We start from the raw sequence: 23,491 nt of genomic DNA, 5'->3' as shown, positions 1-23,491 counted from the left end.
GCTCACCTCTCGTACCTCGGCCCTCCACGCCGTTCGGTGCGTCAGGGTTCGCTCCATCAGTACGTCACCTCCTGCGAGCGCTTCCTGATCACCGTGATCTCGTCGCGCTGGTTGCCGGTCGGGCCGAGGTAGTTGAAGGCGTACGACAGCTGGGCGTACCCGCCGATCATGTGGGTGGGTTTGATCAGCACGCGGGTGAGCGCGTTGTGGATGCCGCCGCGCCGTCCGGTCGCCTCCGACTTCGGCACGTCGATCACCCGGTCCTGGGCGTGGTGCATGTAGACCGTGCCCTCCGGCATCCGGTGGGAGACGATGGCCCTGGCCACGACCACGCCGTTGCGGTTGGTGGCCTCGATCCAGTCGTTGTCGGCGGCGCCGATCCTCGCGGCGTCCTGGACCGACATCCAGATCACCGGGCCGCCGCGCGAGAGCGACAGCATGAGCAGGTTGTCCTGGTACTCGGAGTGGATGGACCACTTCGAGTGCGGTGTCAGATAGCGCACCACCAGCATGTCCGCGCTTCCCTCGCCGAACAGGGCGGTCATGTCCAGCGGCGGCCGGTAGACCGGCAGGGCCTCGCCGTACTCGTGCATCCAGTCGTGGTCGAGGAAGAAGTGCATCCGGCCGGTCAGCGTGTGCCACGGCTTGTGGTGCTCGACGTTGATGGTGAAGGGGGAGTAGCGGCGGTCGTGCGACTCCTTGCCCGACCATTCCGGGCTGGAGGCCACGTGCGTGGGCCTGGCCTGGGTGTCGGCGAAGACGATGCGGTGGTCGTGGTGGACGAGCTCGCCGAAGTCGGTGCCGGTCCGCTCGCCCAGTTGCCCGAAGCCCTGGGCGGCCAGCCGCCCGTTGCTGACCCCCGACAGCGCCAGGATCGCCTCGCACGCCTTGGCTTCGGTGTCGAGCATCGGCCGTCCCTTGGCGACCCCGCGCGGCACCAGCCCGCACCGCTCGCCGAGCCAGACCACCTCCTCGTCGGGCATGAACACCACGCCCTTCACCGGCAGCCCCTTGCCCTCGGCCAGCGGGCCGAGCGCCGCCATCTTCTCGGCGACCGCGCCGTAGTCGCGCTCGACCACCACCAGGTCGGGCGTGACGCGGGCGGGCGCGCGCCCGCCCGGCTGGGCGATCTCGCCGGGCGTGTCGTGCTGGTACGGCAGCGCCACGACGTCCTTCCTGACCCCGAGCCGATCCTTGGCCATGGCGCTGAAGGCCCTGGCGATCGCGTGGAAGGCGTGGAAGTCGCTCTTGGTCTCCCACGGCGGCGTGATGGCGGGGTTGAACGCATGCACGAACGGGTGCATGTCCGTCGAGGACAGGTCGTGCTTCTCGTACCACGTCGCCGCGGGCAGCACGATGTCGGAGAACAACGTCGAGGACGTCATCCTGAAGTCCAGTGTCAGCAGCAGGTCCAGCTTGCCCCGCGGCGCCTGCTCGTCGGGCCGCGGCAGGTTCGAGCGCGCGCCGAGCAGATGGTGCAGGAAGTACTCGTTGCCCTTGGCGCTCGACCCCAGCAGGTTGGAGCGCCAGAGCGTCAGCACCCGCGGCCAGTTCCGCGGGTCGTCCGGGTCCTCGGCGGCGTAACGCAGGGTGCCGTTGGCGAGCTCCTCCTGGGCGTTCGCGACCGGGTCCGCCGCGTCGCCCAGCTCCAGCGGGTTGCGGTCGAAGACGGGCGCCATCGGCATCCAGCCGTTCCTGACCGCCTCGGCCACCAGGTCGGCGGTGTGCCTGCCGCGGAAGGCCCCGGGGCCGATCGGGGAGCTCAGGTCGCCGGCGTCGAAGCGGTCGTAGCGCCACTGGTCGGTGTGCAGGTACCAGAACGGCGTGCCCGGTGTCTGCCGGGGCGGGCGCGACCAGTCGAGGCCGCCGGCCAGCTGCGCCCATCCGGTCTGCGGGCGGCATTTCTCCTGGCCCACGTAGTGCGCCCAGCCGCCGCCGTTGCGTCCCTGGCAGCCGGTCAGCATCAGAAGCGCCAGGAAGGCCCGGTAGATCGTGTCGCCGTGGAACCACTGCGTGGTCCCCGCGCCCAGGATGATCATGCAGCGGCCGCGGGTCTGCTCGGCCGTCGTGGCGAACTCCCTCACGATCTTGATCGCGCGCGCCGCCGGGACCTTCGTGATCGGCTCCTGCCAGGCCGGTGTGTACGGCTCCGACGCGTCGCCGTACCCGTGGGGCCAGCGGCCCGGCAGCCCGCGCCGGTGCACGCCGTACTGGGCCAGCATGAGGTCGAAGACGGTCGTGACCAGGTGCCCGCCGATCCGCCTGGCCGGGACGCCGCGGGTCAGCGGGCCGCCGCCGTCGAACCGAGGCAGCGCAATCTCGACCGGCTCCGCGCCGTACAGCGTGAGCAGGGGCTCGGTGTCGAGCTTGAGGTTCCAGCGGCCCTTTCCCCGCTCGCCCCACCGGAAGCCGACCGAGCCGTTGGGCACGACCGGCTCGCCGTCCGCGCCCAGGAAGACGGTCTTCCACTCCGCCGACTCCTCCTGCGACCCCAGGTCGGCGGCGGTCAGAAACTTGTCCGGCACGTGGCGGCCGTCGCGTTCGGTCAGCGTGACGAGGAAGGGCAGGTCGGTGAACCGGCTGACGTACTCGGTGAAGTACGGCACCTGCCGTTCGACGAAGCATTCCCTCAGCAGCACGTGGCCCATCGCCATGGCCAGAGCGCCGTCCGTGCCCGGGTTCACCGCCAGGAACTCGTCGGCGAACTTGGCCGCGTCGTTGTAGTCGGGGGCGACCACCACCACCTTCTGGCCCCGGTAGCGGGCCTCGGCCATCCAGTGGGCGTCGGGCGTGCGGGTGACCGGGACGTTGGCGCCCCACAGCATCAGGTACGCGGCGTCCCACCAGTCGGCCGACTCGGGCACGTCGGTCTGGTCGCCGAAGACCTGGGGGGAGGCGACCGGCAGGTCGGCGTACCAGTCGTAGAAGCTGAGCATGGTCCCGCCGATCAGCGAGACGAAGCGGGCGCCGATCGCGTGACTGACCATGGACATGGCGGGGATGGGGGAGAAGCCGGCCACGCGGTCGGGGCCGTAGGTCTCGATGGTGTGGACGTGGGCGGCGGCGATCATCTCGGTGGCGAGGTTCCAGGTGATCCTGACGAGGCCGCCTTGGCCGCGGGCGCGTTGGTAGGTCTCCCGCTTTTCCGGATTTGTCGTGATTTCGGCCCAGGCGGCTACCGGGTCGAGGCCGCTGCCCCGGGCTTCGCCGTACATCCTGACCAGGACGCCCCGCGCGTAGGGGTAGCGGATCCGCGTCGGCGAGTAGGTGTACCAGGAGAAGGCGGCGCCGCGCGGGCAGCCGCGCGGCTCGTACTCGGGGCGGTCGGGGCCGACGCTCGGGTAGTCGGTCTGCTGGGTCTCCCAGGTGATGATGCCGTCCTTGACGTAGACCTTCCACGAGCACGAGCCCGTGCAGTTCACGCCGTGCGTCGAGCGGACCACCTTGTCGTGGCTCCACCGGTCGCGGTAGAAGGCGTCGCCCTCCCGGCCACCGGCCAGGTAGACGGTCCGCAGGTCCTGGCCCGTGACCGATCTGCGGAAGAACCGGCCGGTCTTCAGGAGGATGTCCTCCGCCTCACTCATACCCCCACTCCATCACACTCTGTAGCGATCTGTTACACAGGGTGCATGCGTGTGCGCAATCTCGTGTTGGCGACGGCGGCCTTCGCCATCACCTTCTGGGCGTGGAACCTCATCGGCCCGCTGTCCGGCAGCTACAGCAAGGCGCTGCACCTGTCGCCGACCAAGACCTCGATGCTGGTCGCGATCCCCGTGCTGGTCGGGTCGCTGGGGCGGATCCCGGTCGGGATGCTGGCCGACAAGTTCGGCGGGCGGCTGATGTTCGCGATCATCTGCTTCGTCTCGATCGTGCCGGTCGTGTTCGTGGGCTGGTCGAACTCCTACGCGTCGCTGCTGTTGTGGGGGTTTCTGCTGGGCATCCCGGGCACCTCGTTCGCGATCGGCATCCCGTTCGTCAACTCCTGGTACGAGCCGGCGCGGCGCGGGTTCGCCACCGGCGTGTTCGGGGCTGGGATGGGCGGCACCGCCTTGTCCGCATTTTTCACGCCACGGCTGGTCGAATCGCTGGGCCGTTCCACGACACATCTGATCATGGGCGCGGCGCTCGCCGTCATGGGCGTCATCATGCTGCTGGCCAGCCGCAACTCGCCCGCCTGGCAGCCCAGCACCGATCCCGCGCTGCCCCGCATGAAAGAAGCGATGAAGATCAAGGCCACCTGGCAGTGCGCCTTCCTGTACGCGGTCGCGTTCGGCGGTTTCGTCGCGTTCTCCACCTACCTCCCCACCCTGCTGCAGAACGTCTACGAGTTCGCCCAGACCGAGGCGGGCCTGCGTACCGCCGGGTTCTCCATCGCCGCCGTGATCGCCCGCCCGCTCGGCGGCATCTCCTCCGACCGGATCGGTCCGATCCGGGTGCTGACGATCTCCTTCGCCGGCGCCGTCGCCATGGCCGTCGTCCTCGCCTTCAAGCCGCCGCTGGAGATCCCCGCCGGGGTCAGCTTCGTGCTCATGGCCTTCTTTCTCGGCCTCGGCGCCGGCGGCGTCTTCGCGCTCGTCGCCAAGCTCGTCGAGGCCTCGCGGGTCGGCACCGTCACCGGCCTCGTGGGCGCCGCCGGAGGGCTCGGCGGATACTTCCCGCCGCTGGTCATGGGCGTTGTCTACACCGCGACCGGCGCGTACACGATCGGCTATCTGCTCCTCGCGCTGACCGCCCTGATGGCGCTGCTTTACACCCTACGGGGGTTCAGAAAATGATTTGCCTGGTCAGGGTGGCTTTGACAGCCTAGTCAGGCTATGCGCTCCCTGCCTGAAGCCGATCCCGGCACCCCTGACATCCGCACGCCCTTCCGCTACCTGCTGTGGAACGCGCTGCGGCAGAAGACCGCGCTCGCGATCGGCATCGGATTCGCCACCCTCTGGTGGATGGGACAGGCGCTCGTCCCCGCGGTGCTCGGCAAGGGCGTCGACGCCGTCACCGCCAAGGACACCCGCGCGCTGCTGATCTGGTCGGCGGTGATGCTCGGGCTGGGCCTGCTGCAGGCCTTCGCCGGCATCATGCGCCACCGCTTCGCCGTCTACAACTGGCTGGCCGCCGCGTACCGCACCGTCCAGCTCACCACCCGCCACGCCACCCGCCTCGGCGCCACGCTGCCCAAGCGGCTGTCGACCGGCGAGGTCATCAGCGTCGGCAACTCCGACATCGCGCACATCGGCAGCTCGATGGACATCCTGCTGCGCGGGACCGGGTCGGTCGTGGCGATCGTCACCGTCACGATCTACCTCATCTCCACCTCCCTGCCGCTCGGCCTGCTCGTGCTCTTCGGCGTGCCGCTCATGGCCGTCGCCGTCGGCCCGCTGCTCAAGCCGCTGCACAAACGCCAGAAGGCCCACCGCGACCTGCAGGGCGAGCTGTCCACGCGCTCGGCCGACATCGTCTCCGGCCTGCGCGTCCTGCGCGGCATCGGCGGCGAGCAGGTCTTCTCCGGGCGCTACCAGGAGGAGTCGCAGCGCGTACGCCACGCCGGCGTCCGCGTGGCCGGCATCGAATCGCTGCTCGAAGGCGCCCAGATCCTGCTGCCCGGCGTGCTCATCGCCGTCGTCACCGGCATCGGCGCCTCCTTCGCGCTCGGCGGCCAGATCACCGCCGGACAGCTCGTCGCCTTCTACGGCTACGCCGTTTTCCTCATCGGCCCCATGCGCACCCTCACCGAGGCCGCGGACAAGCTGACCAAGGGCCACGTGGCCGCGCGCCGCGTGGTCCGGATCCTGTCGATGGAACCCGAGGTCGACGGCGGCACCGGCGCCTCGGAAGGCGGCGTCCTGCGCGACTCCTACAGCGGTGTCACGCTCCAGCCCGGCACCATGACCGCGCTGGCCGCCCCCACGCCCGAGCAGGCCATCGAGGTCGCCGACCGTCTCGGCCGCTACGCCCACGGCGACGTCACCTTCGGCGGCGTCGACCTGGCCGAGCTGCCGATCCCCGAGGTCCGCGAGCGCATCCTGGTCGCCGACAACGCCGCCCGCCTGTTCTCCGGCCGCCTGCGCGACGAACTCGACGTGCGCGGCAACGCCTCCATCGACGAGGTACGCCACGCGCTGCGGGCCGCCTGCGCCGAGGACATCGTGGACGCGCTGCCCGAAGGCCTCGACACCGTGGTCGCCGAGAGCGGCCGCGAGTTCTCCGGCGGCCAGCAGCAGCGGCTGCGCCTGGCCCGCGCCCTGGTGGCCGACCCCGAGGTGCTCATCCTCGTCGAGCCCACCAGCGCCGTCGACGCCCACAGCGAGGCCCGCATCGCCGAGCGGCTCGCCAAGGCGCGCGCCGGAAAGACCACGCTGATCTGCACCACCAGCCCGCTCGTGCTCGACCGCACCGAGCACGTCGTCTACCTGGAGGACGGGCGCGTCCACGCCGAAGGCCCGCACCGCGAGCTGCTCGCCACGTCCAGCGCCTACTCGGCGACCGTCACGAGAGGAGAGGACTGAACATGGCCGCGGAGCGTGAACGGAGCGGAGGGCCGAGATATGAGGCTCTCCGCGTAGTGAGCGACGAATGAGCAGAGAGATCCTGCCGGTCGCCGACCAGAAGCAGGTCCGCGCCTATGCCCGCCGGCTGACGCTCAAATATCCGCGCCAGCTCTCCGTCGCGCTCGCGCTGCACGGACTGGCCGCCGTGTCGGGCCTGGCCGTGCCGTGGCAGCTCGGCAGCCTGGTCCAGGACGTACAGGACGGCGCCCGGGTCAACGTGTGGCTCGTCGGCCTGGCCATCGGCGGCTTCCTGCTCATGCAGGCGTTGCTGGTGCGCTTCGCCGTGCTCGCCTCCTCCCGGCTGGGCGAGCGGGTGCTGGCCGAACTGCGCGAGGAGTTCGTCGACCGGGTGCTCGGGCTGCCGCTCTCCACCGTCGAGCGGGCGGGCTCCGGCGACCTGATCACCCGTACGTCGCGGGACGTCGACTCGTTGTCCAGGACGGTGCGGCACGCCGTACCGGAGACACTGATCGCGGTCGTGACCTTCACCATCACCATCGGCGCGCTGCTGCTGGTCAGCCCGCTGCTCACGCTGCCGATGCTGATCGCCGCACCCATCCTGTGGATCGCCACCCGCTGGTACCTGCGCCGGGCGCGCGACGGCTACCTGCGCGAGAACGCGGCCTACGCCGACATGACCGAAGGCCTGGCCGAGACCGTGGAAGGCGCCCGCGCCGTGGAGGCCCTGGGCCTGCAGCGCCGGCGCGCCGACCGTACCGACCGCGACATCACCGCCTCCTACGCCGCCGAGCGCTACACCCTCGGGCTGCGGACGGTCTGGTTCCCCGCCGTGGAACTCGGCTACGTGCTGCCCGTCGTCATCAGCCTGCTGATCGGCGGCCTGTTCTACATCAACGACTGGGTCACGCTCGCCCAGGTCACCGCCGCCACCCTCTACGCGCAGCAGCTCATCGACCCGCTCGACCGCTTCCTCATGTGGATCGACGAGCTCCAGGTCGGCGGCGCCGCCATGTCCCGGCTGCTGGGCGTGGCGAACGTCCCCGACGACCGCACCGCCACCGGCGCCCGGCCTTCAGGCGAACACCTCCAGGCCGACGACGTCCGCTACGCCTACCGGGCCGGCCGGGACGTCCTGCACGGCGTCTCGCTGACCGTCGCGCCCGGCGAACGCCTGGCCATGGTCGGCCCGTCCGGCGCCGGCAAGTCCACGCTCGGCAGGTTGCTGGCCGGGATCCACGGCCCGCGCACCGGCGCCGTGACCGTCGGCGACGTCCCCCTGGTCGACCTCCACCTGGACGACCTGCGCGGCCACGTCGCGCTCGTCACCCAGGAACACCACGTCTTCAAGGGCACGCTGCGCGACAACCTGCTCATCGCCCGTCCCGACGCCACCGATGATCGGGTACGGCAGGCGCTGGCGGCCGTCGACGCCCTCGACTGGGCGCTGGCCCTGGACGACGGCCTCGACACGGAAGTCGGCTCGGGCGGCCTGGCAGTATCCCCGGCCCAGGCCCAGCAGCTCGCGCTGGCCCGCCTCGTGCTGGCCGACCCGCACACACTGGTACTCGACGAGGCGACCTCCCTCATCGACCCGCGAGCGGCCAGGAACCTGGAACGCTCGCTGGCCGCCGTCCTGGAGGGCCGGACGGTCATCGCCATCGCCCACCGCCTGTACACGGCCCACGACGCCGACCGGGTCGCGGTGGTGGAGGACGGGACGATCAGTGAGCTGGGCAGCCACGACGAACTGGTGGCGCAGGGCGGCTCCTACGCCGCCTTGTGGTCCAGCTGGCACGGCACCCCCGCCCCCCGCTAACCCACCCCCTCGACCCCACCCCCCCACCCCCCGCCCTCGACCCCACCCCCCGCCCTCCGCCCTCCGCCCCAGCCCCCGCCCTCCGCCCCAGCCCCGACCCCCGAGCCCCGGGCCTCCACCCCCAGGTCCTGACTTCTCGGGTTCCCGGGCCTCCGGCCACCCGCCCCACCCCCGGCCCTCGGCCCCCGGCCCCCGGCCCCCGACCCCCGACTCCCGACCCCCGGCCCCCGACCCCGGGCCTCTGGATCCCCGGGTCTGGGTCTCGGCCATCCGGTTTCGCACCGGCTCCTGGTCGCCCTGACTCTGGATGGGTTGGGCTCTTCGGGTATGGCTTGTCGGCCCGCGAACGGGTGGTGGCCGAGATGGGTGAGCCCCGCTCCGGGTTTCCGGAGCGGGGCTCGGGTTGGGGCGGGACCGCCGTGCCGTACACGCTGATGGGTCAGGTGCGGTTGCGCAGGCGGTAGGCGACCGTGGAGACCCAGGCCAGCGCGACGGACACCCCGATCGCCAGGGTGAGCGAGCCCATGGGGCCGCCGCCCATCGTCCAGCCGTTGCCCAGGATGACGGCCACGCCGGCCACCCGGGAGATGATCGCGGAGGTGCGGTCGCCGGTGCGGGCGAAGTGGCGGCCCAGGACGAAACCGGCGGCGGCCAGCGCGAGGAAGGTGATCGATCCGGCCGCCATGTGGGCGATCGCGTGCCAGCTCATCCCGGCCGGAGGGCCCGCCGGGGTGCCGACCGGGAAGCCGTCGCCGGCGTCCATGGTGAAGGCTCCGGCGGCGATCATCCCGACGCCGACGACGCGGATCAGGCGGGGCGTCCAGACGCCACCCGGCCGGCCGTGCAGCGCGCGCCGCAGGCCGGTCGCGCCGGCGATGAACAGCACGCCGACCGTGACGAAGGTGGCGATCTGGATCCAGCCGAGTTCGCCGGTGGCCAGCTGGCTGAGGGGGTGGCGGGTGAGGTCGAAGCCCGCGCGGGTGAACGCCTGGGCCAGGGAGACCACCACCCAGACCGGCGCGGCGAGCGCGGCGGCGGCCAGCAGCGTACGGGTGGTGACGGGGCTGGTGACGGTGGTGGTGGTCATGTCTCTGGTCCTTTCGGTGTCTCTTCTGCCTACGCGTCGCCCAGGGCATGTGACAGGGAACGCTAGGGTGTGCGGCATGAGGTTTTTGCTGACGACCGTGGGCCAGCCGAGGGCTGACGAGACGCTTCAGATGGAGATGGGGAAGTTCATCCAGGAGTTGACGGAGGCGGGCGCGCTGATCGCCACCGGCGGCATGGAGCTGGGCGGCACCCTGATCAAGTCGGTCGGCGGTGAGATCACCGTCATGGACGGTCCGTTCGCCGAGGCCAAGGAGATGGCGGGCGGCTTCGCGCTGATCGAGGTCGGCTCCCGGGAGGAGGCGCTGGAGCTCTCCCGGCGCTTCTTCGCGATCATCGGGGATGGTGAGGGCAGGATGCAGCTGATCTACGGGTGACCGCCGCTGCTGCCGCGGTCAGCGACGTCTGGAAGGCCGAGTCCGCACGGATCATCGCCGGCCTGACGCGGATGGTCCGGGACGTGGGCCTGGCCGAGGAACTCGCCCAAGACGCACTGGTCGCCGCCTTGGAGCAGTGGCCGGACCAGGGCGTACCTGACAATCCTGGGGCTTGGCTCATGACGGCCGCCAAGCGGCGCGCCGTCGACCACCTGCGGCGTGGCGAACGGCAGGAGCGCAAACACGCCGAGATCGCCCGCACGTTGGAGCAGGAGGCCGGCCGGGACGCGGGGGCCGGGCGCGAGGCGGAGCTGTCCGGGACGTTAGGGCTGGATGATGATGTTCTGCGCCTGATGTTCATTTCGAGCCATCCGGTCCTGCCCACCGAGGAACGGGCCGCGCTGACCCTGCGCCTGCTCGGCGGCCTGACCTCCCAGGAGATCGCGCGCGCCTTCCTCGTTCCCGAGCAGACCGTCGCCCAGCGCATCGCCAAGGCCAAGCGCACGCTGGCCGACGAGCAGATCCCCTTCGAACTCCCGCCCGGCCCCGAACTCGCCACCCGCCTGGCCTCCGTCCTGGAGGTCCTCTACCTGATCTTCAACGAGGGCTACTCCGCCACGGCCGGCGACGACCTCACCCGCCCCGCCCTCGCCCTGGAAGCCCTCCGCCTGGGACGCCTGCTGGCCGGGCTGGCCCCCGGCGAGGCCGAGGTGCACGGTCTCGTCGCGCTGATGGAGATCCAGCAGTCGCGCTCGGCCGCCCGCACCGGCCCGTCCGGCGAACCCGTCCAGCTCCACGAGCAGGACCGCGGCCTCTGGGACCGGGACCTGATCAACCGCGGCTTCGCCTCGATGCTGCGCGCCCGCCAGTCCGGCGGCCCCCTGGGCCCCTACGTCCTGCAGGCCGCCATCGCCGTCTCCCACGCCCAGGCCGGAAGCGCCGCCGAGACCAACTGGCCCCAGATCGCCGCGCTGTATGGGGCATTGGCCCGCCTGATGCCGTCTCCGGTCGTCCAGCTCAACCGGGCCGTGGCGGTGGGCATGGCCGAGGGGCCGGAGGCGGGGCTGGCCCTGATCGACGAGCTGACCAGGGACCCGGCCCTGAAGGACTACCACCCGTTGTCGGTGGTGCACGGCGACCTGCTGGCCCGGTTGGGGCGGTACGAGGAGGCCGGCACCCAGTTCGAACGCGCCGCCGCCCTGACCCGCAACGCCGCCGAACGCACCTTCCTCCTCAAACGCGCCACCACCCCCCACACGCCCGACACCCACACGCCCGACACCCACACGCCCGACACCCCACAGCCCGACACCCCCGGGTCGCACCCTGCCTCCGCGACTGCGACTGCGACTGCGACTGCGACTGCGACCGCGACCGCGACCGCGACCGCGACCGCGACCACGGCCACGCCCCAGACCACGGCCACGCCCCAGACCACGGCCACGCCCCAGACCACGGCCACGCCCCAGACCACGGCCACGCCCCAGACCACGGCCACGCCCCAGACCGCGACGGCGCCCAAGACCACGGCCGCGCCCGGCGGCACGACCAGGCCGCACGGTGTCGCTGCGCCCAACACCGCCGCGCCCCACATCCCGCCCCGGCCGGACAGCATCAGCGTGCCCGGAGCCCCGCCAACCCCGGACGGCACCGCCGCGCCCCACGCCTCCTCCGCGATGCCGTCAATGGGCGCGGATCCGGTTGGAGGTGCGGGAAGGACGTTGGGGGAGGTGGTGGAGGGGTTTCTGGCGCGGGCGGATCTGGGGGCCGAGACGTTGCGGTCCTATGGGCAGACGTTGCGCCGGCTCCGGCTGGACCTGGGTCCTCGCACGCCGCTGGGTGCGGTGGACGCCGCGAAGGTGGCCAGGGTGTTCGCCCTCGCCTGGGGTACGGCCGCGCCCAAAACCTGGAACCGGCACCGCGCCGCCGTACGCTCATTCTCGGCATGGGCGGCCATCCCCGACCTCTCCACCGACCTGGAGCGCAGAACGGAGAGCCGCGAACGGCGCCCAGCCATGGACGGCCCCGGTCTGCGGGCCCTCTGGCGTCACCCGTCCCTCCGCGAGCGCACCCTGTGGCGCCTCATCCACGAGTCCGGCGCCGGCGCGAAGGCCGTGCTGTCACTCAACGTCGAGGACCTGGACCTGGAAGCGCGCCGCGCTCGCGTGGGTCCGACGTGGATCACCTGGGGGTACGGCACCGCCGAACTCCTGCCCGCCCTCCTGGCAGGCCGGTCGAGAGGCCCGGTCTTCCTGGCCGACCGCAGACCCGCGCCGGCCCGCAGGCCGAAGCCCGCCGACCTGTGCCCGGAGACGGGCCGGGGCCGTCTGTCGTACGAGCGGTCGGAGTACCTCTTCAAGCAGGCCTCCGGCGGCTTCACACTTCATCAGCTGAAAGTCTGGAATAGAGCATTCCGTTCTGATACAGTAGAGCCATCGAACGACAGCGAAAGGAACCCCCCATGACCGAGTGGAACATCCTCACCCAGGCCCACGCCGCCCTCCGCCAGGCCGTCGCCGGCGTCCCCGACAACGGCTGGCGGCTCCCCACCCCCTGCTCGGACTGGAACGTCACCCAGGTCCTCCAGCACGCGTCCGGCGACCAGCTGGGTTACGCCAGCGCCCTGACCGGCGGCCCCAGCCCCGAGGAGGACCCCTTCGCCCCCTCCGGCAACCTGTCGGCCTCGGTGGCGGACACCCTGGAGCCCGCCCTCGAAGCCGCCGAGCAGGCCTGGTCGGAAGTGGCCGAGAACGCGGTGGACGTCCCCGTCCCGCTCCCGCCCTTCAAGCTCCCCGCCCCGGTGGCTGTGGGCGCCTGCGCCCTGGACGCCGCGGTGCACGCCTGGGACATCGCCATGGCCACCGGCCGCCCCTCTCCGCTCTCCGCCGACCTGGCCCGCGACCTCCTCCCCGTAGCCCACCAGATCGTCGAAGGCCCCCGAGCCTACGGCATGTACGCCGCCGCCCTGGACGCCGAGGCCAACGACGACGCCGTGGCCACCCTCCTCCGCTACCTCGGCCGCAACCCCTCCTGGACCCCCACCCCCTGACCTCAGCAGCCGCAGGCGAGGTCCAGCCTGGAACCATGGCCCGGCCCCACGCCCAGAGCCCGGAAACCCCAGACCCGCCCGAAGCCCACGCCCCACCGGCCAAGGAGCCGTGGGGCGGGACTGCGCGGTGGAGCGGGAAGGGGGAACCCTCTGCGGGGGTCGGTCCCTTGTGGGTTCGGGGGTTGAGTGGGGTGAGCTCCCGGTGAGCCGGCGCAGTGAGGTCGGGGATTAGCACTTGGTGTCTGGCTGGGTGGGGAGTTTGGCATGGGTGAGGTAGTGGTCGATGTGGTCGCGGGCGCAGGTGTTGGACATGTACAGCGTGTGCCCGGGGCCCTCGTGGCGTACCACCGCGCTCCCCGGCACCTGGTCCACCACTCGCTTCACCGCGTCCGACTCGCCCCACGCCCCGCTCCCCAGCAACGGCGGCAGGCCCTTGGGCAGTGGCTTGGGGGGATTGGTCACGCCGGTCGGCCAGCCCACGCAGCCCAGTGTCCCGCTGGCCAGGGTGCCCGCGGTGCCGGTGTTCGGTGCCACCTTGTGCAACCGGCGCAGGCCCGCCTCCATCTCGGTCCGGTTGGCGAAGCGGGGCCAGTCCGTGCACTCGGTGACGCCGGTGGACTGGTCGGGGTAGCGCAGGCCGCGCTCGGGGAGGAAGCCGGAGGCGTCGCCCGCCACCGCGGATGTGATGGCGGCCGACACGGCGGGGAAGGCGCCGGGACCGCCCGCACGGACCATGCCCAGCATCAGGTCCTGAAGGTCGGTGCCGTTGTAGGCGACGCCGGGCGCCTTCTTGGCCGGGATCGGCTGGCGGTTGGCCGCCGCCACCAAGCTGCGCCATTGGCGGGCGGAGCCCGCGCCCTTCCAGGTGAAGTAGCGGCCCGCGAAGGTCTCGTTGGTTCTGGCCATCGCGTCCAGCTCGGCCGGCCAGTCGGCGGCGCTGTGGTTCCAGGTGCCGTCGAGGGCGATGGTCCTGACCTTGTCGGGGAACAGCCTGGCGTAGTCCTGGCCGTAGAAGCCCGCGTAGGAGGCGCCGTAGTAGTTGAGGCGGCCCTCGCCCAGGGCCTTCCTGATGGCCTCCATGTCGCGGGCCTGGTCGGCCGAGCTCATGTTGGCGAACAGCTCGGGGTCCTTGCCACGGCACGGCTCGGCGTAGCCCCGGTTGGTGTCGTGCAGGCGGCCGAACTCCGCGTCGTCCTCGGGGAAGGCGGCGATCGGGATCCTGGTCCACGTGCAGGGCAGGCCGGTGCTGAGGCCGCGGAACTGCTCGCCGTAGCCGCGGGTGTCCCAGGTGACGATGTGCATGCGCTTGCGCAGGTTCGCCCAGGTGGCGGCGGTCTGCTGGGTCAGGGCGATGCCGGGGCCGCCCGGCCCGCCGTACGCGATCAGGGCTGAGCCCTCGGCCCTGCCGGTCGACTTGAGGCGGCCCAGCTTCAGGGTGATGGTGCGCCCGGCGGGTTTGCTCCAGTCGACCGGCACCTTGAGGTCGGCGCACTCCATGCCGGCCTTGTCGCCGGGGCAGGGGCTCCAGGTGAGGTCGTCGGCGGGCGTGGGGGTGACCGTCAGCGCCAGTGTGAGGGCGAGGGATGTCCACATGGCGTAAAGGATCGTGGGGGAGGGGCGGATGGCGCGTCGGACCACGGTCTGGTGTTGGCAGGCCGTGGTCCTACCCAGGTATGTCAGCCCACGGTACGGCGCAGCGCCTCTCCGGTCAGCGAACCGGCGAAGCCGAGCAGCTCGGCGGGGGTGCCCTCGAAGACGATCTCGCCGCCGTCCTTGCCCCCGTCGGGCCCCAGGTCGATGATCCAGTCGGCGTGCATGATCACGTCGAGGTTGTGCTCGATGACCACGACCGTGTTGCCCTGGTCGACCAGCCGGTTCATCAGCGCCAGCAGCGTGCCGACGTCGGACATGTGCAGGCCGGTGGTCGGCTCGTCGAGCACGTACACGCCGCCGGTGCGCTGGAGCTGCGTGGCCAGCTTGATGCGCTGCCGTTCGCCGCCGGACAGGCTGCTCAGCGACTGGCCGAGCGACAGGTACTCCAGGCCGACGTCGATCAGCCCCTGCAGCTTGGGCCGCACCGCCTTCTCGGTGAAGAACTCCACCGCCTCCTCCGCCGCCATCTCCAGCACGTCCGCGATGGACTTGCCCCGCAGCTCGTGCGCCAGCACCGACTCCTTGAACCGGCGGCCGTCGCAGGTGTCGCAGTGGGTGGTGACCGGGTCCATGTAGGCGACCTCGGTGATGATGACGCCCTTGCCCTGGCAGCCCTCGCAGGCGCCGTCGGAGTTGAAGCTGAACAGGCCCGGCGCGACGCCGTTGGCCTTGGCGAACAGCGAGCGGATCGTGTCCATGACGCCGATGTAGGTGGACGGGGTGGAGCGGGTGGAGGCGCCGATCGCCGACTGGTCGACGAAGACCGACTCGGGATAGGTGGTCATGAACACGTCGGCGATCAGGCTGGACTTGCCCGATCCCGCCACGCCGGTGACCGCCGTGAGCACCCCGGTCGGCACGCTGACCGAGACGTTCTTGAGGTTGTGCAGGTCGGCGCCCTCGATCGGCAGCTTGCCGTCGGGGGTCCTGACCTCCGTCTTGAGCGTGCCCGTGGCGCGCAGTCCCGCGCCGGTGCGGGTGTCGGCCCTGCGCAGCTCCTCGACGGTGCCCTCGAAGACGATCGTGCCGCCGTGGGCGCCGGCGCCGGGACCGACGTCGACCACGTGGTCGGCCACCGCGATCACGTCGGGGTCGTGCTCGACCACCAGCACGGTGTTGCCCTGGTCGCGCAGCGCGGCGAGCAGCGTGTTGAGCCGGCCGACGTCGCGCGGGTGCAGTCCGGTGCTCGGCTCGTCGAAGATGTAGGTGACGCCGATCAGCGTGCTGCCGAGGTGCTTGACCAGCTTGAGCCGCTGGCCCTCGCCGCCCGACAGCGTGGCCGTGGCCCGGTCGAGGCTGAGGTAGCCGAGCCCGATGCCGGCCACGCGCTCCAGCGCGACCCGCGCCCCGTCGGCCAGCGGGGTGCCCAGCCCGGCCAGCTCCTCGATCAGGTCGGTGATCTGCATGGCCGCGTAGTCGGCGATGTTTCTGCCGTTGACGCGCGGGGCCAGCGCCTCGGGGCTGAGCCTGGCGCCGTGGCAGAGCGTGCAGACGCCCTCGGTGATGAACGGCTTGATCTGCTCGCGCGTCTTCTCGCTGGTCTCACGCTTGAGCCTCGTACGCACGAAGTTGTCGAGCAGCCCCTCGTAGGTCATGTTGAACATGCCGCCGACCGAGACCTTGCCGGAGCCGTGCAGGAACGCGTGCTCCTCCTCCGGCGAGTAGTCCTTGACCGGCTTGTCCGGGTCGAGCGGCTCGTGCTTGGCGTAGACCTGCCAGGAGGCGCTGCCGACCTTGTAACCCGGCAGCAGGATCGCGCCCTCGTTGAGCGACTTCTCGCGGTCGACCATCATCTCCAGGATCGGCTGCACCGAACGGCCGATGCCATCGCACTCCGGGCACATGCCCTTGGGGTCGTTGAAGGAGAAGAGGTTGACCGGCAGCCCGCTCTCGCGTGAGAACAGGCCGCGGATCATCGGCATGATGTCGGTCATGGTGCCGACGGTGGAGCGGGCGTTGCCGCTGACCGGCTTCTGGTCGACGATGACGGGCGTGGTCAGCCCGCTGATGGCGTCGGCGTGCGGCCGCTCGTACTTGGGCAGCTGGTTGCGGATGAACCAGCTGAAGGTCCCGTAGAGCTGCCGCTGCGCCTCGACCGCGACGGTGTCGAAGACGATCGACGACTTTCCGGAGCCGGATACACCGGTGAACACGGTGATCTTGTTCTTGGGGATCTCCAGGGAGACATCCTTGAGGTTGTGCTCCCTGGCCCCGACAATCGTGATGTTTTCGTGCACCGGCGCAGCCTAGCCACCGGCACCGACAGGTTTCAGACCTCCAGCGCCCGCTTGAGGAAGTCCACCTGGAGCAGCAGGAGGTTCTCCGCCACGACCTCCTGCGGGGTCATGTGCGTGACGCCCGACAGCGGCAGCACGCTGTGCTGGCGGCCGGCGGCCAGCAGGGCGGACGACAGCCGGAGCGTGTGCGCCGCCACCACGTTGTCGTCGGCCAGACCGTGGATCAGCAGCAGCGGGCGCTCCAGCTTGGCGGCGTCGCCGAACAGCGAGGACTGGTCGTAGACCTGCGGTCGCTCGTCCGGGTGGCCGAGGTAGCGCTCGGTGTAGCAGGTGTCGTAGAGCCGCCAGTCGGTCACCGGGGCCCCGGCGACCGCCGCGTGGAAGACGTCGGGACGGCGCAGCACGGCCAGCGCCGCCAGGTAGCCGCCGAACGACCAGCCCCTGATCGCCACCTTGGTCAGGTCGAGGTCGCCCGAGTACTGCTCGGCCACGCCCTGCAGGGCGTCGATCTGGTCCTCCAGCACCGGCCCCGCCAGGTCGTCGAGCACGGCCCGCTCGAAGGCGGGGCCGCGGCCGGGAGTGCCGCGGCCGTCGGCCACGACGACCGCGAAGCCCTGCTCGGCGAACCACTGGCTGCCCAGGTAGGCGTTGTGGCTCGACAGCACCCGCTGCGCGTGCGGCCCGCCGTACGGATCCATGAGGACGGGCAGCTTGCCGGAGCCGGACTCGTACCACGAGGGCAGCACCACCGCGGTGGACAGCTCGCGCCGGCCGGAGCGGCCGAGTGAGACGCGCAGGTCGAGGCCGGGGCGCTCGGCCAGTGACGCGACGGGGATCGCCATGCCGTCGCGCCTGACGACGGTGGTGGAGACGCCCTCGCTGTCGAGGGTCTGCTCGCTCAGCACGCCCACGCCGCCGGACATGCGGCCGGAGAAGACGCCGGAGCGGGTGGAGACGGGCAGCAGGGAGGTGCCGTCCCAGGTCCAGAGCTGGATCTCGCTGGGGTCGCCGCCGCTGGCGCGGAACAGGACGCTGTCGTGGTCGACGTCGAGGACCTCGCGCACCTGCAGGGTGGGCGGGGTGACGGCCCGGTCGCCGACGAACAGGCGGTTGCCGCCGTCCAGCGCGGCGATCCAGACCAGCGAGCCGTCGTCGAGGTGGGCGGGGACGCCGCCGAAGACGTCCACCCACGCCGGGTCGGTGTCCTCGCGCACGAGCGTCGAGGCGCCGGTCAGCGGGTCGACGGAGAACAGCCGCAGCGCCTTCTGGTCGCGCGGCATGGTCACGATCGAGAGCGCGTGGGAGTCCCAGGCGGCGGCGGCCAGGTACTCGTCCTCGAACGGCACCGTCACGCGCGAGCCGTCCAGGCCCAGGACGAACAGCTCGACCCGCGCGTTCGGCGTGCCGGCGGCGGGATAGCGCTGAGGTACGGCGGGCCGGTCGGGGTTGGCGGGATCGGCGATGAACCACTCCTGCACCGGCGCCTCGTCGGCCCGCTCCACCAGGAGCTTGTCACCGGTGGGAGCCCACCAGTAGCCGCGCATCCTGTCCATCTCCTCGGCGGCGATGAACTCGGCCAGCCCGTAGGTGACGGTCTCCGACTCCGGCGCGGCCAGCACGCGGTCGCGGCCTGAGGCCAGGTCGTGCACGTGGAGCGCGCCGCCGGTGACGTAGGCGACGCTGCGCCCGTCAGGGGCCAGGCGGGGGTCGATGACGCCGCCCGCGGTCTCGATCCCGCGGGTGCGGCCGGTGGCCACGTCGGTCAGGTAAAGGCCGCCGGACAGCGCGAACGCGACCAGCGCGGCCTCGGCGTCGGCGGAGTAGGCGACCACGCCGCCCGCCTGCTCGCGGCTGCGCTCGCGGCGCGCCTTCTCCTCCGGCGGGAGGTTCTCCTCGCCGGCGAGGAGAGCGTCGGCGAGCTTGCGCGGGTCGACGACCAGGCGCTCGACGTGGGTCTCGGTGTCGAGCTCCCACAGGCACGTGACCGGGTCGACACCCGACTGGGTACGCAGGAAGAGCACCCGCCCACCGTCGGGAGAGATCGTGAAGCCCCTCGGCACTCCAAGGGTGAATCGTCGGGTCCGTGCGGACATGCGCGGGTAACTCTCACTCATGGCCTCAATCCTGCCAGCAAGGTGCCTTTGGTTAGGCTCGGGGACATGACTGATCGGCGGCTGCTGCTCGTGCACGCGCACCCGGACGACGAGACGATCAACACCGGGGCCACGATGGCGCGATACGTGGCGGAAGGCGCGCACGTCACGCTGGTGACCTGCACGCTGGGCGAGGAGGGCGAGGTGATCCCGCCGGAGCTGGCCCACCTGGAGGGCGACCCCGAGCTGGGCGAGCACCGCGCGAAGGAGCTGGTCCAGGCGCTCAGCGCGCTGGGCGTGGACGACCACCGCTACCTCGGCTACCGCGACTCGGGCATGATGGGCGCCGCCTCCAACGACGACGCGTCCGCCTTCTGGGGCGCCGACGTGGACGAGGCCGCGGCCGGGCTGGTCACGGTGATCCGCGAGGTACGCCCGCAGGTCCTGGTCACCTACGACGCCAACGGCTACTACGGCCACCCCGACCACATCCAGGCCCACCGCGTCTCGGTACGGGCGTTCGACCTGGCCGCCGACCCGGCGTTCCGTCCCGGGGACGGCGAGCCGTGGCAGGTGGCCAAGTTCTACTTCACCGCCACCGCCAGGTCGGTGATGCTCAGGGACGCCGAGGCGCTGGCCGACTCGGGCACCGGCTTCCTCGTCGAGGACCCCCGTGACCTGCCGTTCGGCAGCGCCGACGACGAGATCACCACCGAGGTCGACGCCCGGCCCTGGCTGGTGAACAAACTGGACGCCATGCGCGCCCACGCCACCCAGATCACCGTGAAGGCGCCGTTCTTCGCGCTGTCCAACAACATCGGCCAGCGGGCGGCAGGGGTGGAGCACTTCATCCTGTACCGCGGCGCCATGGGCAAGGCGATCCCGGGCGCTCCGGTCGAGGCGGGCGGGATCGGCGAGCCGTACACCCGCGAGAACGACCTGTTCTCCGGCATCCACTAACCTCGTTCGCCATGGAGCAGTCGGCGCTGGGTGGCGCGGCCTACGGCATGTTGCTGGTGCTGGGCCTCGCGATGGGCCTGGTCGGCGGGTTCACCCATGCCTGGTATCTCGGGCAGATCCCGGTCGCGGCGCTCGTGTGGGTGCTGCTGTTGTTCGGCATCTGCTGGGGCGCGGGCCGCTTGATGCGCTCCAAGCTCGGCGCCGGGCTGGTCGCCGTCGGCTGGCTGCTCGTGTCGATGGCGTTCTCGCTGAAGTGGGCGGCGGGCGACCTCGTGATCGCCGGCGACCTCGCCGGCTATCTCTACCTGTACGGCGGAGCGGTCGCGGTGGTCGCGGCCTTCCTGCTGGCGCCCTCCTCACCCGCCTCGGGATCGTGGCTCCTCTACGGCCGGCAAACCCAAGAACCCGACGACCTGAGGACGTGAAACGAGGGGGCAGCCGGTCTGCGGGCGGCTGCCCCCTCGAGATCCTCGCTGCTCTTACTGGGTGGGAGCGGTCGGGTCGGGGGTGTCCTCCGGCGGCTCGGTCTCCTCGGGGGGAGCGGTGTCCGTCGGGGTGGGCTCGGTCGGCGCGGGGCAGGTCGGTACGCCGGTGTCGGTCGGTGTCGGGGTTCCGGGGTCCGTGGCCGTAGGCGTGCCCGTGCCGGTGGGCGTGGGCGTGCCGGGGTCGGTCACGGTCGGCGTCACGGTGGGGGTGGGCGTCGGGGTCGGAGTGCCGGCGGCCGGCGGCGATGGCGTGTCAGTGACCGTGGGCGTGCCCGTGGGCGTCGGGGTGCCCGGGTCCGTCGCCGTGGGTGTGACCGTGGGCTCCGGCGGCGCGGGCTGGCAGGTGAACGTCACCGTCACCGTCTCGGCGGGCGGCGCGGGGGCCTGCTCGGTGACCGTCACGGTCTCCGTCGCCGTCTGGGTCACGGTGACCGTCTCGGCGGGGGCCGTCGCGGTGACCGTCGTGGTGGCGCCGCCGGTCGGCGTCGCGGTGACGGTCTTCGTCGGCCACGGCAGCGTCTTCAGGCTGACCGTGGGCTTGCCCTTCTTCTTGAAGGAGCCCTTGCCGAGCTTCTTGGTGGTCTTGCCCGCCCCGGTCGTCACGGGGAGCTGTGCGGTCGCCGTCCTGCACTTCTTGGCCTTGCACACGCGCTGCTTGACGGTGAACCGGGCGGCTCCGCCGTAGCGGACGGCGACGTCCAGATAGGAGACGCCCTTCTTCTTGACGACCTTCGTCTTGGCGGTGTACTCCCCAGCTGTGGAGGTGGGAGTGGGGCTCGTGGTCGGTGTCGCTAAGGCGACCTGGGCGCCGACGGGGTGGCTCGCGTCTCGTAGGGGGTCCGATGCTGACGTCTGGGTGACCGCGACGCCGCCTACTGTGGCGAGTGCCATCGTTCCGACAACCGCGGTCAAGATGGTGAATCGCATGATCCTGCTCTTGTGGGAGATTTCAGGACGTGGATCATTATTCCGACTTGTCAAGATTGGTCAAGGGTGAGTCGACCGAAAACCCCCTACCGAATCCGCCGGGTGGTAAACCTCGTGAACCTGGCGACGCCCCTCGGCCTGCTCATCTCCGTCGTGGGCGGCGCCGTGCGGCAACCCGGGCCCGACGGGCTGATCCTGGCTTTCGGCTACCGCTACCGCTTCCCCGTCGCGGGCGCGTTCACCGTGGGAAACGTCGTCCTGACCAGGCACCAAAGCCTCGACGAACGCCTCATCCGGCACGAGGGCCGCCACGCGACCCAGTGGGCCTGCTGCGCCGGGCTCCCCATGCTCCCGCTCTACCTGCTCGCCATGTTCACCTCCCTGCTCATTTGCGGACACCAGGCCTCCTACAACGTGTTCGAACGGCTGGCCAACCTGGATGACGGCGGCTACCCCAGGAAAGCCCCCTGGTGGAGAAGACGCCCACATGGGGATCATTCAGAGTGATCGCTCAGTTACTCAGGGCAGGGGACCATTCATGACGCAGACCGTTCACGCGCCGCAATGGCCGGAGGACTTCCGTGACCGTCTCACCGCCCCCCTCCCCGACTTCCGCGAGTTGCTGAGCGCCGCCTGGCACGGCGGCTTCCGTCCCGACATCGGGGACGCCGACCAGATCCCCGTGCTGCGCGGCGGCGGCCTGCCACGGGTCGAGACCGGCCAGACGGCCGTGACGTGGGTCGGCCACTCCACGTTCGTGGTGCGGGTCGGCGGCCTCACGGTGCTGACCGATCCCGTGTGGTCGCGCCGCATCCCGGGAACCCGGCAGCGGCTCACGCCCCCCGGTGTGGCCTGGAGCGACCTGCCCACGATCGACGCCGTGGTGATCAGCCACAACCACTACGACCACCTCGACGCGCCCACCATCCGCCGGCTTCCCCGCCACACGCCCATGCTCGTGCCCGCCCGGCTCGGGCCGTGGTTCACCCGGCGGGGGTTCAGGCAGGTCCACGAGCTGGACTGGTGGGACTCCACGAAGATCGGCGACGTGCGCTTCGACTTCGTGCCCGCCCACCACTGGAGCCGAAGGACCATCTGGGACACCTGCAAGACGTTGTGGGGCGGCTGGGTGATCGGCGAGTCGGTGTACTTCGCCGGTGACACCGCCTATGGGGAACGGCTGACGCAGATCGGCGAGCGCTACCCGGGGCTGGACCTGGCGCTGATGCCGGTCGGCGCCTACGAGCCCAACTGGTTCCTGAAGACCTCCCACGTCAACCCGGCCGAGGCCGTCCAGGGGTTTCTGGACGTCGGGGCGAGCCGGATGGCGACCATGCACTGGGGGACGTTTCTGCTGTCGGGGGAGGAATTGCTGGCTCCGATCGTCAGCACCCGGGCCGCGTGGAGCGCGCTGGGGCTGCCGCGCGAGAGCCTCTGGGACCTGGCCGTGGGAGAGTCGCGGACGTTCATGCCCTGATCCTCGCCAGCGCGAGCGCGCCGATGCCGAGGCCGGAGACCGCTCCGGCCGCCAGCACCGAGGCGGTCGACGGGCCCGCGACCGTGATGCCGGCCAGGGCCAGGCCGGAGACGACGGCGGAGAAGGCCGCGTAGATCCAGACGGCCAGCCGTACCACGGAGAGGTCGGCGACCAGCCACGCCAGGGCGGGCAGGAGCAGGATGCCGTGCATGAGGACGGCGTGCGCGGGCTTAAGCGAGCCCGCGAGCAGGTAGGCGGTCCGGGGGTCGCCGCTCATCACCTCGGCCAGCCCGCGGGCGATCATCACACCGCCGGACGCCATCGCGAGCAGCAGCGTCACGAACCCGGCGCGGACCGCGAGCAGCATCGCCGGAGGGGCCTCGGCGTGGCGGCGGAACGCGGCCACGGTCATGACGACCACGCTCACGATGAGGACCCCGCCGCCGGCCGCCAGCGTGCGGGCGATCAGCGCGTCGAGCGGCGTCTCCAAGTTGAAGTGCGACGGCACGCCGCGCCACGCCTGCAGCGTGATCAGCGACACCTCGGCCACCGAGGCCGCGGTGAAGGCCCCCATCAGCCAGGTACGGCCCCGCAACCGCACCAGCCCGGTCACCCAGGCCAGCGTCAGCACGCTCAGCCCGAACGACAGCCCGAACGTGAACGGCTTGCGCCAGCCCACCGGCCCGTCCCAGGGGCCGCCGTCCACGACGAGCAGCCCGAGGTGGAACAGGCCGGCGACGACGAGCAGGCAGCCGATCGGGTACCAGAGGCGGTTCATGCCTCCAGGGTCGTGCGGGAGGCGGCGCC

General features: G+C 71.4%; 17 protein-coding genes. 10 read left to right on the top strand and 7 right to left on the bottom strand.

All coding sequences use genetic code 11. The features are described 5' to 3' along the window. Window positions 1-56 precede the first annotated feature (56 nt). The gene (locus ACIBI5_RS27535) at window positions 57-3,584 is read right to left on the bottom strand and encodes a nitrate reductase subunit alpha (RefSeq protein WP_397251549.1); all 3,528 of its coding nucleotides are present in this window, start codon (window positions 3,582-3,584) and stop codon (window positions 57-59) included. Between the two features lie 45 nt (window positions 3,585-3,629). Between ACIBI5_RS27535 and ACIBI5_RS27530 the strand changes: the two genes are divergently transcribed. The 3 genes from ACIBI5_RS27530 (at window position 3,630) to ACIBI5_RS27520 (ending at window position 8,322) form a co-directional block, all read left to right on the top strand. After that, entirely contained in the window at window positions 3,630-4,775 is a 1,146-nt protein-coding gene (locus tag ACIBI5_RS27530; RefSeq protein ID WP_397251548.1) for a nitrate/nitrite transporter, read from the top strand. 39 nt (window positions 4,776-4,814) lie between these two features. Beyond that, a complete protein-coding gene (locus ACIBI5_RS27525) occupies window positions 4,815-6,503 on the top strand; it encodes an ABC transporter ATP-binding protein (RefSeq protein ID WP_397251547.1) in 1,689 nt (562 codons plus the stop codon). Between the two features lie 67 nt (window positions 6,504-6,570). After that, window positions 6,571-8,322 carry an ABC transporter ATP-binding protein gene (locus ACIBI5_RS27520; protein WP_397251545.1) on the top strand — a complete coding sequence of 584 codons (1,752 nt, stop codon included), beginning with the start codon at window positions 6,571-6,573 and terminating at the stop codon, window positions 8,320-8,322. A 439-nt stretch (window positions 8,323-8,761) separates the two neighbouring features. On the opposite strand, the gene ACIBI5_RS27515 is transcribed toward ACIBI5_RS27520, so the two are convergent. Beyond that, the gene (locus ACIBI5_RS27515; protein ID WP_397251543.1) at window positions 8,762-9,409 is read right to left on the bottom strand and encodes a DUF998 domain-containing protein; all 648 of its coding nucleotides are present in this window, start codon (window positions 9,407-9,409) and stop codon (window positions 8,762-8,764) included. 76 nt (window positions 9,410-9,485) lie between these two features. Here ACIBI5_RS27515 and ACIBI5_RS27510 point away from each other — a divergent pair, with 76 nt between their 5' ends. From ACIBI5_RS27510 to ACIBI5_RS27500, 3 genes are read left to right on the top strand one after another with little or no spacing between them, the layout of a single operon-like run. After that, window positions 9,486-9,803, top strand: coding sequence for a YciI family protein (locus ACIBI5_RS27510; protein WP_379610633.1), 318 nt, complete (start codon window positions 9,486-9,488; stop codon window positions 9,801-9,803). Further along, window positions 9,800-12,268: a sigma-70 family RNA polymerase sigma factor gene (locus ACIBI5_RS27505; protein ID WP_397251541.1), complete on the top strand. Its 2,469-nt coding sequence runs from the start codon at window positions 9,800-9,802 to the stop codon at window positions 12,266-12,268. The genes ACIBI5_RS27510 and ACIBI5_RS27505 overlap by 4 nt, the downstream gene beginning before the upstream one ends. Then, window positions 12,265-12,852: a TIGR03086 family metal-binding protein gene (locus tag ACIBI5_RS27500; protein ID WP_397251539.1), complete on the top strand. Its 588-nt coding sequence runs from the start codon at window positions 12,265-12,267 to the stop codon at window positions 12,850-12,852. The genes ACIBI5_RS27505 and ACIBI5_RS27500 overlap by 4 nt, the downstream gene beginning before the upstream one ends. 228 nt (window positions 12,853-13,080) lie before the next feature. On the opposite strand, the gene ACIBI5_RS27495 is transcribed toward ACIBI5_RS27500, so the two are convergent. The 3 genes from ACIBI5_RS27495 to ACIBI5_RS27485 all read right to left on the bottom strand — a co-directional run bounded on the left by ACIBI5_RS27495 (window position 13,081) and on the right by ACIBI5_RS27485 (window position 18,856). Then, window positions 13,081-14,445 carry an alpha/beta fold hydrolase gene (locus tag ACIBI5_RS27495; RefSeq protein ID WP_397251537.1) on the bottom strand — a complete coding sequence of 455 codons (1,365 nt, stop codon included), beginning with the start codon at window positions 14,443-14,445 and terminating at the stop codon, window positions 13,081-13,083. A gap of 83 nt (window positions 14,446-14,528) precedes the next feature. Further along, window positions 14,529-16,742, bottom strand: a complete 2,214-nt coding sequence (locus ACIBI5_RS27490) for an ATP-binding cassette domain-containing protein (RefSeq protein ID WP_397251535.1) — start codon at window positions 16,740-16,742, stop codon at window positions 14,529-14,531. 32 nt (window positions 16,743-16,774) lie between these two features. Next, window positions 16,775-18,856, bottom strand: a complete 2,082-nt coding sequence (locus ACIBI5_RS27485) for a prolyl oligopeptidase family serine peptidase (protein WP_397251533.1) — start codon at window positions 18,854-18,856, stop codon at window positions 16,775-16,777. A gap of 45 nt (window positions 18,857-18,901) precedes the next feature. Here ACIBI5_RS27485 and mshB point away from each other — a divergent pair, with 45 nt between their 5' ends. Further along, entirely contained in the window at window positions 18,902-19,795 is an 894-nt protein-coding gene (gene mshB / locus ACIBI5_RS27480; protein ID WP_397251531.1) for an N-acetyl-1-D-myo-inositol-2-amino-2-deoxy-alpha-D-glucopyranoside deacetylase, read from the top strand. Between the two features lie 11 nt (window positions 19,796-19,806). Further along, window positions 19,807-20,220: a DUF6113 family protein gene (locus ACIBI5_RS27475; RefSeq protein ID WP_397251529.1), complete on the top strand. Its 414-nt coding sequence runs from the start codon at window positions 19,807-19,809 to the stop codon at window positions 20,218-20,220. A 54-nt stretch (window positions 20,221-20,274) separates the two neighbouring features. Here ACIBI5_RS27475 and ACIBI5_RS27470 read toward each other — a convergent pair whose 3' ends face one another. Then, window positions 20,275-21,207, bottom strand: a complete 933-nt coding sequence (locus tag ACIBI5_RS27470; protein WP_397251527.1) for a hypothetical protein — start codon at window positions 21,205-21,207, stop codon at window positions 20,275-20,277. 114 nt (window positions 21,208-21,321) lie between these two features. On the opposite strand from ACIBI5_RS27470, the gene ACIBI5_RS27465 reads away from it, so the two are divergent. Further along, entirely contained in the window at window positions 21,322-21,714 is a 393-nt protein-coding gene (locus tag ACIBI5_RS27465; protein WP_397251525.1) for a hypothetical protein, read from the top strand. Between the two features lie 31 nt (window positions 21,715-21,745). Next, window positions 21,746-22,684, top strand: a complete 939-nt coding sequence (locus ACIBI5_RS27460; RefSeq protein WP_397251523.1) for an MBL fold metallo-hydrolase — start codon at window positions 21,746-21,748, stop codon at window positions 22,682-22,684. Here ACIBI5_RS27460 and ACIBI5_RS27455 read toward each other — a convergent pair. Continuing rightward, window positions 22,674-23,462 (bottom strand): hypothetical protein, encoded by a 789-nt coding sequence (locus ACIBI5_RS27455; protein ID WP_397251521.1) that lies wholly within the window; start codon window positions 23,460-23,462, stop codon window positions 22,674-22,676. The two genes, ACIBI5_RS27460 and ACIBI5_RS27455, sit on opposite strands and share 11 nt — an antisense overlap. Window positions 23,463-23,491: the final 29 nt, after the last annotated feature.

Source organism: Nonomuraea sp. NPDC050540, from assembly GCF_044457485.1.
Classification (GTDB): Bacteria; Actinomycetota; Actinomycetes; order Streptosporangiales; family Streptosporangiaceae; genus Nonomuraea.
Note: the sequence above shows the minus strand (reverse complement) of the source record. Positions and strands in the feature narration are given on the sequence as shown.

Coding starts and splice junctions, on each gene's coding strand:
- ACIBI5_RS27455 (WP_397251521.1), bottom strand. CDS start 23,462: ATGAACCGCCTCTGGTACCCGATCGGCTGCCTGCTCGTCGTCGCCGGC.
- ACIBI5_RS27500 (WP_397251539.1), top strand. CDS start 12,265: ATGACCGAGTGGAACATCCTCACCCAGGCCCACGCCGCCCTCCGCCAG.
- ACIBI5_RS27515 (WP_397251543.1), bottom strand. CDS start 9,409: ATGACCACCACCACCGTCACCAGCCCCGTCACCACCCGTACGCTGCTG.
- ACIBI5_RS27510 (WP_379610633.1), top strand. CDS start 9,486: ATGAGGTTTTTGCTGACGACCGTGGGCCAGCCGAGGGCTGACGAGACG.
- ACIBI5_RS27485 (WP_397251533.1), bottom strand. CDS start 18,856: ATGAGTGAGAGTTACCCGCGCATGTCCGCACGGACCCGACGATTCACC.
- ACIBI5_RS27495 (WP_397251537.1), bottom strand. CDS start 14,445: ATGTGGACATCCCTCGCCCTCACACTGGCGCTGACGGTCACCCCCACG.
- ACIBI5_RS27530 (WP_397251548.1), top strand. CDS start 3,630: ATGCGTGTGCGCAATCTCGTGTTGGCGACGGCGGCCTTCGCCATCACC.
- ACIBI5_RS27535 (WP_397251549.1), bottom strand. CDS start 3,584: ATGAGTGAGGCGGAGGACATCCTCCTGAAGACCGGCCGGTTCTTCCGC.
- ACIBI5_RS27525 (WP_397251547.1), top strand. CDS start 4,815: ATGCGCTCCCTGCCTGAAGCCGATCCCGGCACCCCTGACATCCGCACG.
- ACIBI5_RS27475 (WP_397251529.1), top strand. CDS start 19,807: ATGGAGCAGTCGGCGCTGGGTGGCGCGGCCTACGGCATGTTGCTGGTG.
- ACIBI5_RS27520 (WP_397251545.1), top strand. CDS start 6,571: ATGAGCAGAGAGATCCTGCCGGTCGCCGACCAGAAGCAGGTCCGCGCC.
- mshB (WP_397251531.1), top strand. CDS start 18,902: ATGACTGATCGGCGGCTGCTGCTCGTGCACGCGCACCCGGACGACGAG.
- ACIBI5_RS27460 (WP_397251523.1), top strand. CDS start 21,746: ATGACGCAGACCGTTCACGCGCCGCAATGGCCGGAGGACTTCCGTGAC.
- ACIBI5_RS27470 (WP_397251527.1), bottom strand. CDS start 21,207: ATGCGATTCACCATCTTGACCGCGGTTGTCGGAACGATGGCACTCGCC.